The 13,975-nt window shown below is 70.8% G+C and carries 13 protein-coding genes; 5 read left to right on the top strand and 8 right to left on the bottom strand.

What is annotated here, in order from left to right; all coding sequences use genetic code 11:
* The first annotated feature begins 390 nt into the window (after nucleotides 1-390).
* From ACFPZ3_RS38255 to ACFPZ3_RS38265, 3 genes are all read left to right on the top strand, one after another.
* Nucleotides 391-738: a hypothetical protein gene (locus ACFPZ3_RS38255; RefSeq protein WP_379519234.1), complete on the top strand. Its 348-nt coding sequence runs from the start codon at nucleotides 391-393 to the stop codon at nucleotides 736-738.
* Between the two features lie 103 nt (nucleotides 739-841).
* Nucleotides 842-2,251, top strand: a complete 1,410-nt coding sequence (gene boxB, locus ACFPZ3_RS38260; RefSeq protein WP_379519235.1) for a benzoyl-CoA 2,3-epoxidase subunit BoxB — start codon at nucleotides 842-844, stop codon at nucleotides 2,249-2,251.
* Nucleotides 2,252-2,330: 79 nt separating this feature from the next.
* Entirely contained in the window at nucleotides 2,331-3,950 is a 1,620-nt protein-coding gene (locus ACFPZ3_RS38265) for a benzoate-CoA ligase family protein (RefSeq protein ID WP_379519236.1), read from the top strand.
* Here the strand turns inward: ACFPZ3_RS38265 and ACFPZ3_RS38270 are convergent.
* From ACFPZ3_RS38270 to ACFPZ3_RS38305, 8 genes are all read right to left on the bottom strand, one after another.
* Nucleotides 3,947-4,588 (bottom strand): class I SAM-dependent methyltransferase, encoded by a 642-nt coding sequence (locus ACFPZ3_RS38270; protein WP_379519237.1) that lies wholly within the window; start codon nucleotides 4,586-4,588, stop codon nucleotides 3,947-3,949. The genes ACFPZ3_RS38265 and ACFPZ3_RS38270 overlap by 4 nt on opposite strands.
* 97 nt (nucleotides 4,589-4,685) lie before the next feature.
* A complete protein-coding gene (locus tag ACFPZ3_RS38275) occupies nucleotides 4,686-6,212 on the bottom strand; it encodes an acyl-CoA synthetase (RefSeq protein WP_379519238.1) in 1,527 nt (508 codons plus the stop codon).
* Between the two features lie 40 nt (nucleotides 6,213-6,252).
* Nucleotides 6,253-7,242, bottom strand: coding sequence for an MsnO8 family LLM class oxidoreductase (locus ACFPZ3_RS38280; RefSeq protein WP_379519239.1), 990 nt, complete (start codon nucleotides 7,240-7,242; stop codon nucleotides 6,253-6,255).
* Between the two features lie 17 nt (nucleotides 7,243-7,259).
* A complete protein-coding gene (locus ACFPZ3_RS38285) occupies nucleotides 7,260-8,012 on the bottom strand; it encodes an aminotransferase class IV (protein ID WP_379519240.1) in 753 nt (250 codons plus the stop codon).
* 39 nt (nucleotides 8,013-8,051) lie between these two features.
* Nucleotides 8,052-9,029, bottom strand: a complete 978-nt coding sequence (locus ACFPZ3_RS38290; protein WP_379519241.1) for a hypothetical protein — start codon at nucleotides 9,027-9,029, stop codon at nucleotides 8,052-8,054.
* Nucleotides 9,026-9,553 (bottom strand): SigE family RNA polymerase sigma factor, encoded by a 528-nt coding sequence (locus ACFPZ3_RS38295; protein WP_379519242.1) that lies wholly within the window; start codon nucleotides 9,551-9,553, stop codon nucleotides 9,026-9,028. The genes ACFPZ3_RS38290 and ACFPZ3_RS38295 overlap by 4 nt, the downstream gene beginning before the upstream one ends.
* 133 nt (nucleotides 9,554-9,686) lie before the next feature.
* Entirely contained in the window at nucleotides 9,687-10,640 is a 954-nt protein-coding gene (locus ACFPZ3_RS38300) for an adenylate/guanylate cyclase domain-containing protein (protein ID WP_379519243.1), read from the bottom strand.
* A gap of 54 nt (nucleotides 10,641-10,694) precedes the next feature.
* Nucleotides 10,695-11,447, bottom strand: a complete 753-nt coding sequence (locus ACFPZ3_RS38305) for a FadR/GntR family transcriptional regulator (protein WP_379519244.1) — start codon at nucleotides 11,445-11,447, stop codon at nucleotides 10,695-10,697.
* Between the two features lie 88 nt (nucleotides 11,448-11,535).
* Here ACFPZ3_RS38305 and ACFPZ3_RS38310 point away from each other — a divergent pair, with 88 nt between their 5' ends.
* Nucleotides 11,536-13,032 carry an ABC transporter substrate-binding protein gene (locus ACFPZ3_RS38310; protein WP_379519245.1) on the top strand — a complete coding sequence of 499 codons (1,497 nt, stop codon included), beginning with the start codon at nucleotides 11,536-11,538 and terminating at the stop codon, nucleotides 13,030-13,032.
* Nucleotides 13,029-13,967, top strand: a complete 939-nt coding sequence (locus tag ACFPZ3_RS38315; RefSeq protein ID WP_379519246.1) for an ABC transporter permease — start codon at nucleotides 13,029-13,031, stop codon at nucleotides 13,965-13,967. Before ACFPZ3_RS38310 ends, ACFPZ3_RS38315 begins: the two co-directional genes overlap by 4 nt.
* Nucleotides 13,968-13,975 lie beyond the last annotated feature (8 nt).

Raw genomic sequence — 13,975 nt, forward strand, 5'->3', positions numbered from 1 at the left:
CCGCGGCGCGTGGCGTGCCCGCCGCCTGCTGCGCCCGCCCTGCGTGCCGCCCGCGATGCCCGTGCCGAGCGCGATGCGTGCTGCGCCCGGCCCACTGCCCGCCCGGCCCACTGCCCGCCCGGCCCACTGCCCGCCCGGCGTGCCGTCCGCCCTGCCCGCAGTGTGTGCTGCGTCCGCGGTGTGCTGCGCCCCGCGTGTGCTGCCTGTCCGCTGGCCTCGCCCGCGCCCGACGCCCCCGCGTGTCGCCCGCCCGTTTGTTTCGGGCCGTCCGGTCGTCGTCCGTGTGTCGGGTCTCGTTCCGTGTTCGGCATCCGTGCGCCCCCGCAGTAGCGGGCCCGGCCCGGCTCGCCGTAGCCCGAGCAGGGTGGGGGCTGCGTCAGACTTGGGATCATGACACAGGACGGAGACGCGGGTGTGCCCGGTTCGTTGGGGCGGGTGCTGGCTGAGGTGGCGGCCGAGCGGGTGGCGCAGGATGTGCGGTTCGGGATGCAGGTGCTGCCTGACGGCACCGGGGGCGAGCATGCGGGGGCCGAGTCGGAGGTGGCCAGGCGGTCGACGGACAAGGCGGCCGATCTCGGGGCGCTGACCTGGCGACACGTTCTGGAGGAGGAGGTGCTGGAGGCGTTCGCGGAGTCGGATCCGCGGCGGTTGCGGGCCGAGCTCATCCAGGTGGCGGCCGTGGCCGTGAAGTGGACGCAAGCGCTTGATCGCCGTCCGGAAAGTTCTACAGATGCTTGACGTGGCATGCGTAGGTTGTTGAACTTAGGGGATGACCAGAGGAGGCGCCGGCCTCCGTAGCAAAAGGGCGGCGCCGCGTTCACGTCCGGAAGCGAGCCCGAAGATGGCGATCGACTACTCCGAACGCATCCCCAACAACGTCAACCTCGCCGACGACCGGCGGCTGCGGCGGGCTCTGGAGTCGTGGCAGCCGCGCTTCCTGCAGTGGTGGTCCGAGATGGGCCCGGCACTGCCCACGCAGGACGTCTATCTCCGCACCGCCGTGGCGGTGGGCCGCGAGGGATGGGCGCACTTCGACCATGTGGCGCTGCCCGACTACCGCTGGGGCATCTTCCTGGCCGAGCGCGACACCGACCGGCGCATCGCCTTCGGCCAGCACAAGGGGCGGCCGGTCTGGCAGCAGGTGCCCGGCGAGTACCGCGCCGACCTGCAGCGCCTCATCGTCATCCAGGGCGACACCGAACCGGCCAGCGTCGAGCAGCAGCGACGGCTCGGGCTGACCGCCCCTTCCCTGTACGACCTGCGCAACCTCTTCCAGGTGAACGTCGAGGAGGGCCGCCACCTGTGGGCCATGGTCTACCTGCTGCACGCCTACTTCGGCCGCTCAGGCAGGGATGAGGCCGAGGCGCTGCTGCTGCGCAACTCGGGCAGCGAGGACTCACCGCGCATCCTGGGCGCCTTCAACGAGGAGACCCCCGACTGGTTGTCGTTCTTCATGTTCACGTACTTCACCGACCGTGACGGCAAGTACCAGCTGGGCACGCTGAAGGAGTCGGCGTTCGACCCGCTCAGCCGTACCTGCGAGTTCATGCTCAAGGAGGAGGCCCACCACATGTTCGTGGGCACCACGGGCGTGGACCGGGTGGTGGAGCGGGCGGCGCAGCTCATGCGCGATCACGACAGCGACGACATCGCGAAATATGGTGCTATCCCGCTGGATGTCATCCAGAAGTACATCAACTTCCATTACAGCGTGAGCCTCGACCTGTTCGGGGGAGAGACCTCCACGAACGTGGCCAACTACTTCACCGCCGGGCTCAAGGGGCGCTGGCAGGAGGAGCGGCGCGGGGACGATCACCTGCTCACCGAGGCGGTCGCCGTCGTGCCGCACGTCGAGCGGGGGCAGGTGAGCGACCTGCGGCTGCCCGCCCTGACGGCGCTCAACGCCGACCTGCGCGGCGAGTACGCCGCCGACTGCCTCACCGGCGTCAACCGGTGGAACCGCATCCTCACCGCCCACGGCCTCGACCCCACCCTCTACCTGCCGCACGTCGGCTTCAACCGCAAGGTCGGCACGTTCGCCGGGCACCACGTCGCCCCGGACGGGCGGGTGCTCGACGAGGCGGTCTGGGAGGCGGGACGCGACCGCTGGTTGCCGACGGCGGAGGACAAGACGCACGTCCTGGCGCTGATGCGGCCCGTGTACGAGCCGGGGAAGATCGCCGCCTGGGTGGCGCCCCCGCGCAACGGCATCAACGGCCAGCCGTTCGCGTACGAGTACGTGCATCTCTGATGCTACAAGTCATTGACGGGCTAGCGAATCTGTGTAGAAGATTTGGCTACGATCGCCCGCCCGCGGATGGGGTACGGCCATGACCTCCGAGTCGTTCAACGCCAGCGTCTTCCTCACCGACCGCCAGGTCGAGGCGGGCCGCGGTGACCACCTGGCGATCACCGGCCCCGCCGGGACGCTCACCTACGCCCAGCTCGCCGCGCAGGTCGCCGAGCTGGCCACCGGCTTACGCGCGCTCGGCGTCCGGCCCGAGGAGCGGGTCCTGCTCGTCATGTCCGACCGGCCGGAGACCGCGATCACGATCCTGGCCGTGATGCGGATGGGCGCGGTCGCGGTGCCGGTGTCGACCATGTACAACGGGGCCGAACTCGGCGCGCTCTTCAGGGACTGCCGGGCGCGGGTGGTCGTGGCCACGCCCGAGTTCGACCTGGTCGTCAGCGAGGCCCTGAGCAGCGCGCCCGAGGTGGAGGTGCTGATCCGGACGGGCCCGGCCAAGACCCCGGAACACGAACGGCCTGAGACGGCGACGCCGGGCGGGCCGGCTTCCGGCCAGGATGAGCAGCGGACCGCGGTCACGTACGAGTGGGCCGGGTTGCTGGCGTCGGGGAAGCCGGCCGCGCCCCCGTACGAGAGCTGGCGCGACTCACCCGCCCTGTGGCTCTACACCTCCGGCACCACCGGAGCGCCCAAGGCGGCCATGCACCGGCACGGCGCGATCAGGGACGTCTACGAGACCTACGGCCGCCAGGTGCTCGGCATCCGCCAGGAAGACCGGTGCCTGTCGGTGGCGCGGCTGTTCTTCGCGTACGGGATCGGCAACTCGATGTTCTTCCCCCTGGCCGCGGGCGCGACCGCCATCCTCGACCCGGCCCGCCCCACCCCGGCGGGCGTGGCGGCCCGGGTGAGGGAGGAGCGGCCCACGTTGTTCTTCGCCGGGCCCACGTTCTTCGCCGCGCTGCTCGCCTCCGACACGCCAGGAGACGCCTTCTCCTCCGTACGGCTGGGCGTCTCGGCAGGTGAGGCGCTGCCCGCCGAGATCCACCGCCGCTTCACCGGCCGGTTCGGCGTGGACATCATCGACGGGCTCGGCTCCACCGAGGCGTTGCACATCTTCATCTCCAACCGCCCAGGCGAGGTACGCCCAGGCAGCTCAGGCACCGTCGTACCCGGCTACGAGGCCAGGCTGCTCGACGACCGCGGCGCCCCCGTCGGCGACGGCGACCCCGGCCACCTGTACGTCCGCGGCGACTCCATCGCCACCGGCTACTGGTGCCGCACCGCCGCCACCCGCCAGGTGTTCCAGGGCGAGTGGCTGCGGACGGGCGACACCTATGTCCGCGAGGAGGACGGCGTCTACCGGTGCCTCGGCCGCTCCAACGACATGATCAAGGCGGGCGGGATCTGGGTGTCGCCGATGGAGGTCGAGGCCAGACTGCTCCAGCACGAGTCGGTCGGGGAGTGCGCGGTCGTGGCCTACATCGACGGCGAGGGGCTGGAGAAGCCGGTGGCCTGCGTGGTGCCCGCCGCCGGGCGCGCGGTGGACGCGGGCGAGCTGATCGGGTTCTGCCGGGACGGGCTGGCCTCGTTCAAACGCCCGCGCGAGGTGCTCGTCCTCGGCGAACTGCCCAAGACGGCGACCGGCAAGATCCAGCGCGTGGTGGTCCGCCAGATCGCCGCCGACCTCCTGGGCAAACACTAGGTGGGTTTCGTACCCCAGACGGTGATGGCGAACGGCCGGGGCGGCTCCGTGTAGACCTGTTCGCTCAGCCGCGCCAGCGACCCGTGCGCATCCAGGTACCCGTGCAACCGGGTCGCCTCCGGCCAGGGATGCACGGCCACCAGCACGCCGTCGGGCACGAGCAGTTCGCTGAGCTGCGCGCAGGCGCGGCGCAGGCGGTCGTGGCGGCCCAGGTAGTAGAGGGTCTCCGAGCAGAACACCAGGTCGAAGCGCCGCCCGGGCCGATGAGTGAGGATGTCGGCGCGCACGAAACGTACCCGCTCATCTTCCGGCACGCGCGCCCGCGCCCGCGCCAGCGCCCGCTCGGACACGTCCACCCCGATGATCTCCGCGTCGGGGTAGGCGGCCGCGAGCGCGTGCGTGAACACCCCTTCGCTGCAGCCGACCTCGATGATCCGCCGGTACGGCCTGAGCGGCAGATGCTTGAGCGTGGACCGGTATTTCCGCTGCTCATAGCTGTCCGTGGCGAGTTTCCACGGGTCGGGCACCCGATGCCGCCAGTCGAAGTAGCGGCGAAGGATCATCCCCTGGCCCTCCGGCGACAGCAGGGACAGCGTACGGAAGAACGTACGGTGCATGAGCTCGGGCAGGCTGGGCATGCGGCCTCTCTCGGTCGGGACGGATGAGCCGTCCCGGGGCTTCATGTGAAGTCGTCGCCGAAAGGGGATGCCCGTTATCGATGTGGATAACGCCTGGTCACGCTGATGACATGGTGTCCCGCAGCTCTCTCTTGAGCACCTTGCCCGAGGCGTTCTTCGGCAGCGCGTCCACGAACACCACCCGCTTGGGCGTCTTGAACGGCGCCAGCCGCCCCCGCAGGAACGCGATCAGCTCCTCGGCCGTCACCCCCGCCCCCTGGCGCAGCACCACCGCGGCCGTCACCGCCTCGATCCACTTCTCGTCCCGCACCCCGAACACCGCCGCCTCCGCGACCTCCGGATGCTGGTAGATGGCCTCCTCGACCTCGCGGCTCGCCACGTTCTCGCCGCCCGACTTGATCACGTCCTTCTTCCTGTCCACCACCGACAGGTAGCCGTCCTCATCCATGACGCCCAGGTCGCCGCTGTGGAACCAGCCGCCGCGGAACGCCTCGGCGGTCTTGTCCGGGTCGTTCCAGTAGCCGAGCATGGCGTGCGGGCTGCGGTGCACGATCTCGCCGACGACGCCGGGCGGCACGGGCTCGTCGCGGTCGTCGACGATCCTGGTCTCGACGTGCAGCGCGGGCCGTCCGGCCGAGCCGAGCCGGGTGAGCTGCTCCTCGGGGCCGAGGATCGTGGCGACGGGCGCCATCTCGGTCTGGCCGTAGAAGTTGAACAGCCGCACGTCGGGCAGGCGGTTGGCGATCTCCTTCAGCACCTCGACGGGCATGATCGAGGCGCCGTAGTAGCCCTTGCGCAGCGACGACAGGTCCCTGCGGTCGAAGCCGGGGTGGCGCAGCAGCGAGATCCAGACCGTGGGCGGGCAGAACAGCTTCGTGGCGCGCTCGCCCTCGATCGTGGCCAGGATGATCGCGGGGCTCGCCCCGGGCAGGATGATGTTGGTGGCGCCCAGGTAGATGCCCGGCGTCAGGAAGCAGTGCAGCTGGGCGCAGTGGTAGAGGGGCAGGGCGTGCACCTCGATGTCGTCGTGGCTCATCTGGCCGTCCACGACGCACGTGACGTACTGGGCGATCAGGCTCCGGCTCGACAACGTGGCGCCCTTGGGGCGGGACTCGGTGCCGCTGGTGTACATGAGCTGGATCGGGTCGTCGTCGCCGACGTCCACCCGGGGCTCCGAGGCGTCGTCGTGGGCGTACCACGTGCTGAACGGCTCCCAGCCGTCCGCCGCCGCGCCGATCACGCCGCGCACCGCCACCCGATCGGTGACCGCGGCGGCCGCCACCGGCAGCAGCGCCTCCTCCGCCAGCATCCCGGTCGCGCCGGAATGCTCCAGGATGTAGGCCACCTCCTCGGCCCCCAGCATGAAGTTGACCGGCACGGAGATCGCCCCCAGCCGCGCCAGCGCGAAGTACGCCACCACGAAGGCGTGGTTGTTGTGGCTGAACAGGGCGAACCGGTCGCCCTTGCCGACACCTCTGGCGGCCAGCGCGTTGGCCGTCCTGTTCACCGCCAGGTCCAGGTCGGCGTAGCTCTGGCGCAGGTCGCCGTACACGATGGCGGTCTTGGCGGGGTGGCGGGCGGCCGAGCGTCGCAGGAGGTCACCGATGGCGTGCTGGCGGATCATGGCGGCACCTTCATCCGGGCGGGACGATGTTCGGGAGATCCTAACTCGTGAACACGCCGGCGAGCCGCCGGTAGGAGTCCAGCCGTTGTTCCAGGTCGTAGGTGTTCATCGTGACCAGCACCTCGTCGGCCCCGCTCGCCTCGGTCAGCGAGCCGAGCGCCACCGCGACCTCACGTTCCGTGCCGTTGATCTGCCCCTTGAGCGATTCCTCCAGGTACGCCCGCTCCCGCGCCTCCATCTCCAGCCCGGCGATCTCCTCCGGGGGCAGGAGCGGCGGGAAGGCGCCGCTGGTGCGCGAGCGCGCCGTGGCCCACGCCTCGGGCAGTTGCAGCAGCGCCGCCTCCTCGCGGGTCGCGCCGACCGCGACGTTCGCCGCCACCATCACGTACGGCCGCGCCGCCCACGCCGAGGGCCGGAACCACGCCCGGTAGCGCGCCACGGCGTCCACCATCCGCGAGCCGGACCCGATCACCATCGGCAGCCCGGCCGCCGCCGCGAGGTCCGCCCCCGACCCCATGGCCAGCACGAACACCTGCGGCCGCAACCCCTCCGCGGGCAGCGCGTGCACCCCCGGATGCGCGCCCTGCGCGCCGGTGAAGTAGCCGAGCAACTCCTCGACCTGCTCCCCGAACAGGTCCGCGTCGTCCTTGCCGTGCCCGAGCGCCCTGCGGATGCCGCCGGTGAACCCCACGGACCGCCCCAGCCCCATGTCCACGCGGCCCGGATACAGCGACTCCAGCACCCCGAACTGCTCGGCCACCACCAGCGGCCGGTGATTGGGCAGCATCACACCGCCGGTCCCCACCCGGATCCGCGAGGTCGCGGCGGCCACCGCCGCCGCCAGCACGGTCGGGGCCGAGCCCGCCACACCGGGCACGCTGTGGTGCTCCGACACCCAGAACCGGTGGTATCCGAGCTCCTCGGCCTGCCGCGCGAACCTGACGGTCTCGCGCAGCGCGGCGGCCGGGGTCGAGCCCCGGCGGACGAGTGAACGGTCGAGAATCGAGTACGCGGTCACGTACAGGTGCAACGCCCCCGATCCCCGGATCAATCCAGCGGGTCTCGTGCGATGCCCTCGTAGTGGCCGATCAGCCGCTCCAGCAGCTCGCCGTCCTGCCGCAGCGGCACTCCGTCCACCTGCCCGACCGGTGTCACGCCCCAGGAGTTGCAGAGGAAGACCAGGTCGAACCCGCTCAGATCGGCCACCTTGAGCGGCCGTCGCTCCTGCGGCACGTCCATGCGCTGCAACATCCGCATCGTGGTGCCGTGCAACATCGGCGCGTCCGGCCAGACCAGGCGCCCGTCGGCGAAGCCGCCCAGGTTCGTGATCGCGCCCTCGCTGATCAGGCCGTCCTCGGTGGTGAGCAGCGCCTCGCCGAACCCCTCCCGCGCGGCCACCCGCCCGATGTGGGCCTGCTGGAACCCGACGGCCTGCTTGATGTGCGGCAGGTAACGCTGGTAGACGACCGACTTGACGCTCAGCGGCCCGGGCAGCGGCCCGTGGGGCGGGCCGGAACCGGCGACGACGCGCGGGGGATCGGCGTCCAGCACGTAGACGCGTACGCTCGCGTCCCGCACGTCGTCGCCCAGCACGGCCCTGATCGATGCGAGCACCGCCGCCCGGTCGATCCCGGCCCCGAACAACTCCCTGCCGGCCTCGTCGAGCCGATCGAGGTGCAGCCCGAGCCCGCGCACCCGGCGGTCCCTGACCTGCATCGAGGTGAAGTGCCCGTAGCGGGAGGCGAGCATGAGCCGCGCGTCCTCATCCACCAGCCTGCCCTCGATCGCGGCCCGCTCCATGACGGCCACCTCCCTTTCACCCCGATCTACCGTAAGGCCTCACTCTCTGTACAGTCCGACCGCCCAGTCCACCGGCCGGTTGGTGGACTCGCCCCAGAGCCCCATCCGCACGGTGACGGTGACCTTCTCGCCCTTGGCGGCCGTGAACGTGTTCCTCGTCTTGGGCTCGGTGCCGCACCCCATGGTGGAGGGAAGCTCCGACCCGCCGACCCAGTACTTGAACCACATCCGCGTGGACAGGTCGCCCGTGCAGTTCTGCTGGATGCTGAAGTCGCCGCCGTTGCCGACGACCTCCATCGTGAGGGAGGAGTTCTTCGGCAACGTGCCCGTGGTCAGGGCGGCCTGCCTCCAGCCCCGCACCTGGTCGGGCAGGGTGGCGGGCCGGGGGAAGACCGGCCGGGCCGGCGGGGTCCACTCGTAGACGGCCAGCTCCCAGTCGGCGGTCCTGGGCTTGTCGGGCACGCACGGCCCGTGCTCGGCCTTCAGGACGCAGCCGGAGCCGGTCGTGTCGAACGTGACCGTGATCTCCTTGGCGTCCTTCTGCACGTCCAGGGGCCGCAGGCTCACGCTGTCCCCGCCGCAGCCGAATCCTGGTGTGCTGATGCGGTGACCGTTCACCAGCACGTCCGGGAGGATGACCTGGCGGTCGCACAACATGGCCGCTTCGAGGGGCCTGCCGGTGACCGGGACCGTGATCGACGTCTGAGCTCCATTCGGCTTGACGGTGGCCGTGGCGACGCGCCGGTACTCGGTGCCGTCCGGAGAGCTGAACCGCTCGGGCAGCCCTGAGCCCGGCCAGGCCGCCGCCGTCGTCTCGCGCGGCGCGGGCTCGCCGACGCCCTGAACCACGGAGACGGCCACCACGACCGCGGCGAGCGCCGTCGCCCCCGCCGTCGCCCGCCGCCGCAGCCGGGTCCTGCGAATACGCGAGTGAACCTGATCATGTCGGTACGGGTTCGCCGGCGACGGCGCCTCGGCCCGCTCCCGCAGGACCTCACGCAGGTCATGCACGCTCATCGGTGCGGCTCCTTCACGATCGACTCGTCCACTCGCAGCTTGGCCAGCGCCTTGGCGGTCTGGCTCTTGACCGTGCCCTCCTGGCAGCCCAGCAGCCTGGCCACCTCGCTCACCGGCAGGTCCTCGTAGAAACGCAGCACGACGACCGCGCGCTGCCTGGCGGGCAGCCGCCCCACGGCCTGCCACACCTCCTGGCGCTCGGCGCCCCCGTGGTCGTGCGCCACCACCTCCGGCAGGTTCTCGCTGGGCAGTTCCCCGCGCCAGCGCCGCCGCCACCACGAGATGTAGGTGGTCACCAGCACCTTGCGCACGTACGCCTCCGGCTCGTCGATGCCCGGCCAGGCGAACCACGCCTTGGCCAGCGACTCCTGCAGCAGGTCCTCCGCGACTCCCCAGTCGCGGGTCAGCAGGTACGCGGTGCGTAACAGCCGATCCGACCTCGCCACCACGAAGTCCTGAAATATCGCCCTATCCGCCACCTTGTCCGCGCCTCTCGTGAGAGCTAGCTGACGGTAGTGACGCATCGGCCCCCGCGCCAGGTTGCCCAGACCTCAAGCGCCGACCCCCGTCGTGCGCGGGCGTCGAGCGGGGGCGTCGAGCGGGGACGTCGAGCCCGGTCGGGCGCGCGGGCGCTGAGCCCGGTCGTGCGCGGGCGCGTCAGGCGCTTTCTGTCCGCATGACCGTGAACGGCGCCAGCTCTCCCAGCCCCCGCACCGACAGCCGGTTGACCTCCCGCAGCCGGAACGCCCGGTCCCCCTCCAGTTCCTCGGCGAGCTGCGGATCGGCCAGGATCGTCCCCGGCAGGGACAGCGCGGTCAACCGGCTGGCCAGGTTGACCGTGGTGCCGAACACATCGCCCATACGCCAGGTCACCGGCCCGGACGCCAGCCCCACCCGCAGCTCCGGCATGTCCTTGCCGCGCGCGTGCGTCTCCACCAGCCGCAGCGCGATCTCCGCCGCCACGTGCGCCTTGTCGGCCACGAACAACACCGAGTCGCCCAGCGTCTTGACCACCCGCCCGCCGGAGGAGGTCACGATGTCGGCCGAGCGCCCCTCGAACCTGTCGATCAGCCGCGCCAGCTCGGCGCCCGTGATCTGCCTGCTCAGCCGGGTGAAGGCGACCAGGTCGGCGAACCCGACGGACAGGCGTACCGTGCTCATGTCCTGGACGGCGATGCGCCCGGCCGCGGCGGCGAGCTGGCGCTGCCAGGCGTAGACGAGCAGCCGCGCCAGGTCGGGCACCACCCGCTCGGCCCGCCGGCGCCAGGCCCGGGGACGTTCGGCCAGCGGCACCCCTGCCTGGTCGAGCGCCTCCACGCCCAGCTCCGCGTGCGACTCGGCCAGCCTGGTCGTGGCGTGGCCCAGTGAGCGGGCGAGGAGCAGCACGTGCTCCTCGTCGTAGACGCCCGAGGTCACCATGCCGAGCAGCGTTTTGAGGGCCTCGACGTCGGAGTCGGTGAACTCCACCGCGTCATCCGGCACGTTCGCGAACCCCAGGGCACGCCAGAACCGCCGCGCGCGATAGACGGGCACCCCCGCCATCTCGGCGACCTGGTGGCTGGTGTATCGGCGCGGCTCGCGTAGAAAGGCTTCAGTCAGTCCGTCTGCCAAGCCCATCCCCGTCCACGCGCGCCACCTCGGCAACATAACACCCTGTGGGCCAGGTCACTCCAGCAGCGCCCGCAAGGCACCTCGCTCGCTTTCCGGCACATACCCCGCGTAATAGTCGTACATCGCTTTTCTCGACAATCGCGCCGCAAGGGGCCCGTCTCCGGCGCGTATGGCGGCGACGACCTCCTCGTGGTGCCGGATGCTGCGCCGCATCAGCGCCTCCCGGTCCGGGGCCCCGGCGATCCGTTCGGAGATCAGCTTGAGCACGATCGAACGCACCACGTCGGTGCAGATCTGGATGAGCTTGTTACCGCTCGCGCGCACCACCGCGTCGTGGAAGTCCACGTCGGCCGCCCCGAAGGCGGCCTCGTCGCGCTCCGCCGCCGCCCGCATGCGAGCCACCGCCGCGGACATCTCGGCGAGTTGCTCCTCGGTACGCAACCGCGCCGCCAGCAGGATGGCCGCCGCGTCCAGCACCATCCTGAACTGCACCAGCTCCGCCAGCGACAACTCCTCCACCCGGGCCAGCGTGGTCATCGACTTGTGCAGCGCGGCGGGCGAGAACGGCAGCACCTCCGCCCCGTGGGGATCGCCGTGCCGGGAACGCACCAGGCCACGCGCCTGCAACACCCGCAGCGCCTCGCGTACGGTGGAGCGGCTGACGGAGAACTGCGTCATCAGCTCGCGCTCACTCGGCAGCCGCCCGCCCGGTGAGAGAGCGCCGCTCTCGATGGCCTCCTCGACCTGTTCCACGACCCGCTCGTAAGCGCGCACGGCACGCACCGGCTCGAAGCGCGGACCACCCATGCAAGCCCCCTTGACCCGAGCCGTGGCCGACTGGCAATGTGCGTAGCCTACTGGTCCGACCAGTGCACAAGCCAGGAGGCTGTAAGACATGAGGCGAATCGGCATCTGGGTCGCCGCGGGCGCTCTCCTGCTGGTCACGGCCGCCTGCGGCGGAGGTGACGGAGGCAGTGCCGGGACCGGCGGCACCCCCAAGGCCCAGTCGCTGTCCGTCGGATTCGTCGCCGAGCCCGCGAACCTCGACTTCACCTCCGCCGAGGGCGCCGCCATCCCGCAGGCGCTGCTCGTCAACGTCTACGAGGGCCTGGTCAAGCTCGGCCAGGACGGCGAGATCGTGCCGCTGCTGGCCGAGAAGTGGGACGTCTCGGAAGACCGCAAGACCTACACCTTCACCCTGCGCAAGAACGCGAAGTTCACCAACGGCGCGCCGTTCACGGCCGACGACGTGGTGTTCTCCCTCGATCGTGTCAAGAGCGACTGGAAGCTCAAGATCAAGTCGCAGCTCGACGTCATCGAGAAGACGGAGAAGAAGGACGACTCCACCGTCGTCGTCACCCTCAAGCGCCCCGGCAACGGCTTCCTCTACTCGATGGCCACCAGGCTCGGCGCCATGTTCAGCCGCACCGGCGTCGCCGACCTGGCCAACAAGCCCGTCGGCACCGGCCCTTACGTGCTGGGCTCCTGGCGGCGCGGCGACTCCATCCAGCTCAACGCCAACCCCTCCTACTGGGGCGCCAAGCCGCCGCTGTCGGCGATCACGCTGAAATACTTCAAGGACGCCACGGCGATGAACAACGCGCTGCTGACCGGCGGCATCGACGTCATCTCCAGCGTGCAGGCCCCCGAGTCGCTCCAGCAGTTCGCCGACCCGGGCCGCTTCGAGACGGTCGAGGGCACCACGAACGGCGAGGTCGTGCTGTCGATGAACAACGGCCGCCCGCCCTTCGACGACAAGAGCGTCAGGCAGGCCGTCCGGCACGCCATCGACCACAAGGCGCTGCTCGACACCGCCTGGGCCGGTCACGGGCAGCTCATCGGCTCGATGGTGCCGCCCACCGACCCCTGGTACGAGGACCGCACCGCCGACTACCCCTACGACCCGGCCAAGGCCAAGCAGCTGCTCGGCGGCAAGACGTACACCGTCAAGATGCGCATCCCCAACCTCCCGTACGCGGTCAGCAGCGCCCAGGTCGTCAAGTCGCAACTCGCCCAGGTGGGGATCACGGCCGAGATCGAGCCGCTGGAGTTCCCCGCCCGCTGGCTGGACCAGGTGTTCACCAAGGGCGACTACGACCTGTCCATCATCAACCACGTCGAACCACGGGACATGGGCATATTTGCCGATAAGTCGTATTACTTCCGTTATGACAATCCGGAGTTCGGCAAGCTGCTCGCCACCGCCGACGAAGGCACCGAGCAGCAGCAGACCGACGACCTCAAGCAGGCCGCCAAGCTCCTGTCCGACGACGCCGCGGCCGACTGGCTCTTCCTCTTCCCGAACCTGATCGTGGCGAAGAAGGGCGTCACCGGCCTGCCGAAGAACGCCATCGCGGAGTCCTTCGACTTCACCGCGCTCGCCAAGCAGTGATCCTCTACCTCATCAAGCGGCTGGCGGTGCTGCTCGCGAGCATCGCCGTGGCCGCGGTCGCGGTGTTCGCGTTCATGGCGGTGCTGCCGGGCGACCCGGCCGAGATCGCGCTGGGCGTCAACGCCACCCCCGACGCGGTGGCCGAGCTGCGCAGCCAGTTCGGCACCGACCGGCCGCCCGTCACGCAGTTCCTCGACTGGGCAGGGGGCCTCGTCCAGGGCGACTTCGGCACCTCCTACGTGACCACCGCCCCCATCGGCCCGCAGATCGGCGACCGGCTCGGCGTGACGGCCGTGCTCGTGCTCGGCGGCATGGTCCTGGCTCTGGTGCTGGCGGTGCCGCTCGGGACGTTCGCCGCCGTGCACCACCGCAACCCCCTGGGCGCGTTGATCAGCGCGGTCAGCCAGATCGGCATCGCGGTCCCCGCGTTCCTGGCGGGCATCCTGCTGGTCTTCGTGTTCGCCGTGCAGGCCCAGGCGCTGCCGTCCGGCGGGTACGTGCCGATCGCGGAGAACCCGGTGGAGTGGCTGCGCGGCCTGCTGCTGCCGTGGCTCTCCCTCGGCCTCGTCCAGGGGGCGGTGCTCACCCGGTACGTGCGCAGCGCCGTGCTCGACGTCATGCGCGAGGACTACCTGCGCACCGCCCGCGCCAAGGGCCGCGGCAGCACCGGCGCGCTGTGGCGGCACGGGCTGCGCAACGCCTCGATCCCCGTCGTCACCGTGCTCGGCCTGCAACTGGCCACGCTGCTGATCGGCGCGGTCGTGGTCGAGCGCGTCTTCGTCATCCCCGGGCTCGGCGACCTGCTGCTCAACGGCGTGGCGGGGCGCGACCTGCTGCTCGTCCAAGGCGTGGTGATGGTGCTGGTGGCGGCCGTACTGCTGATCAACTTCGTGGTGGACGTGACCTACCACCTGCTCGACCCGAGGCTGCGATGAGAGGCCGG

The sequence above is a fragment of the Nonomuraea insulae genome, from assembly GCF_042656245.1.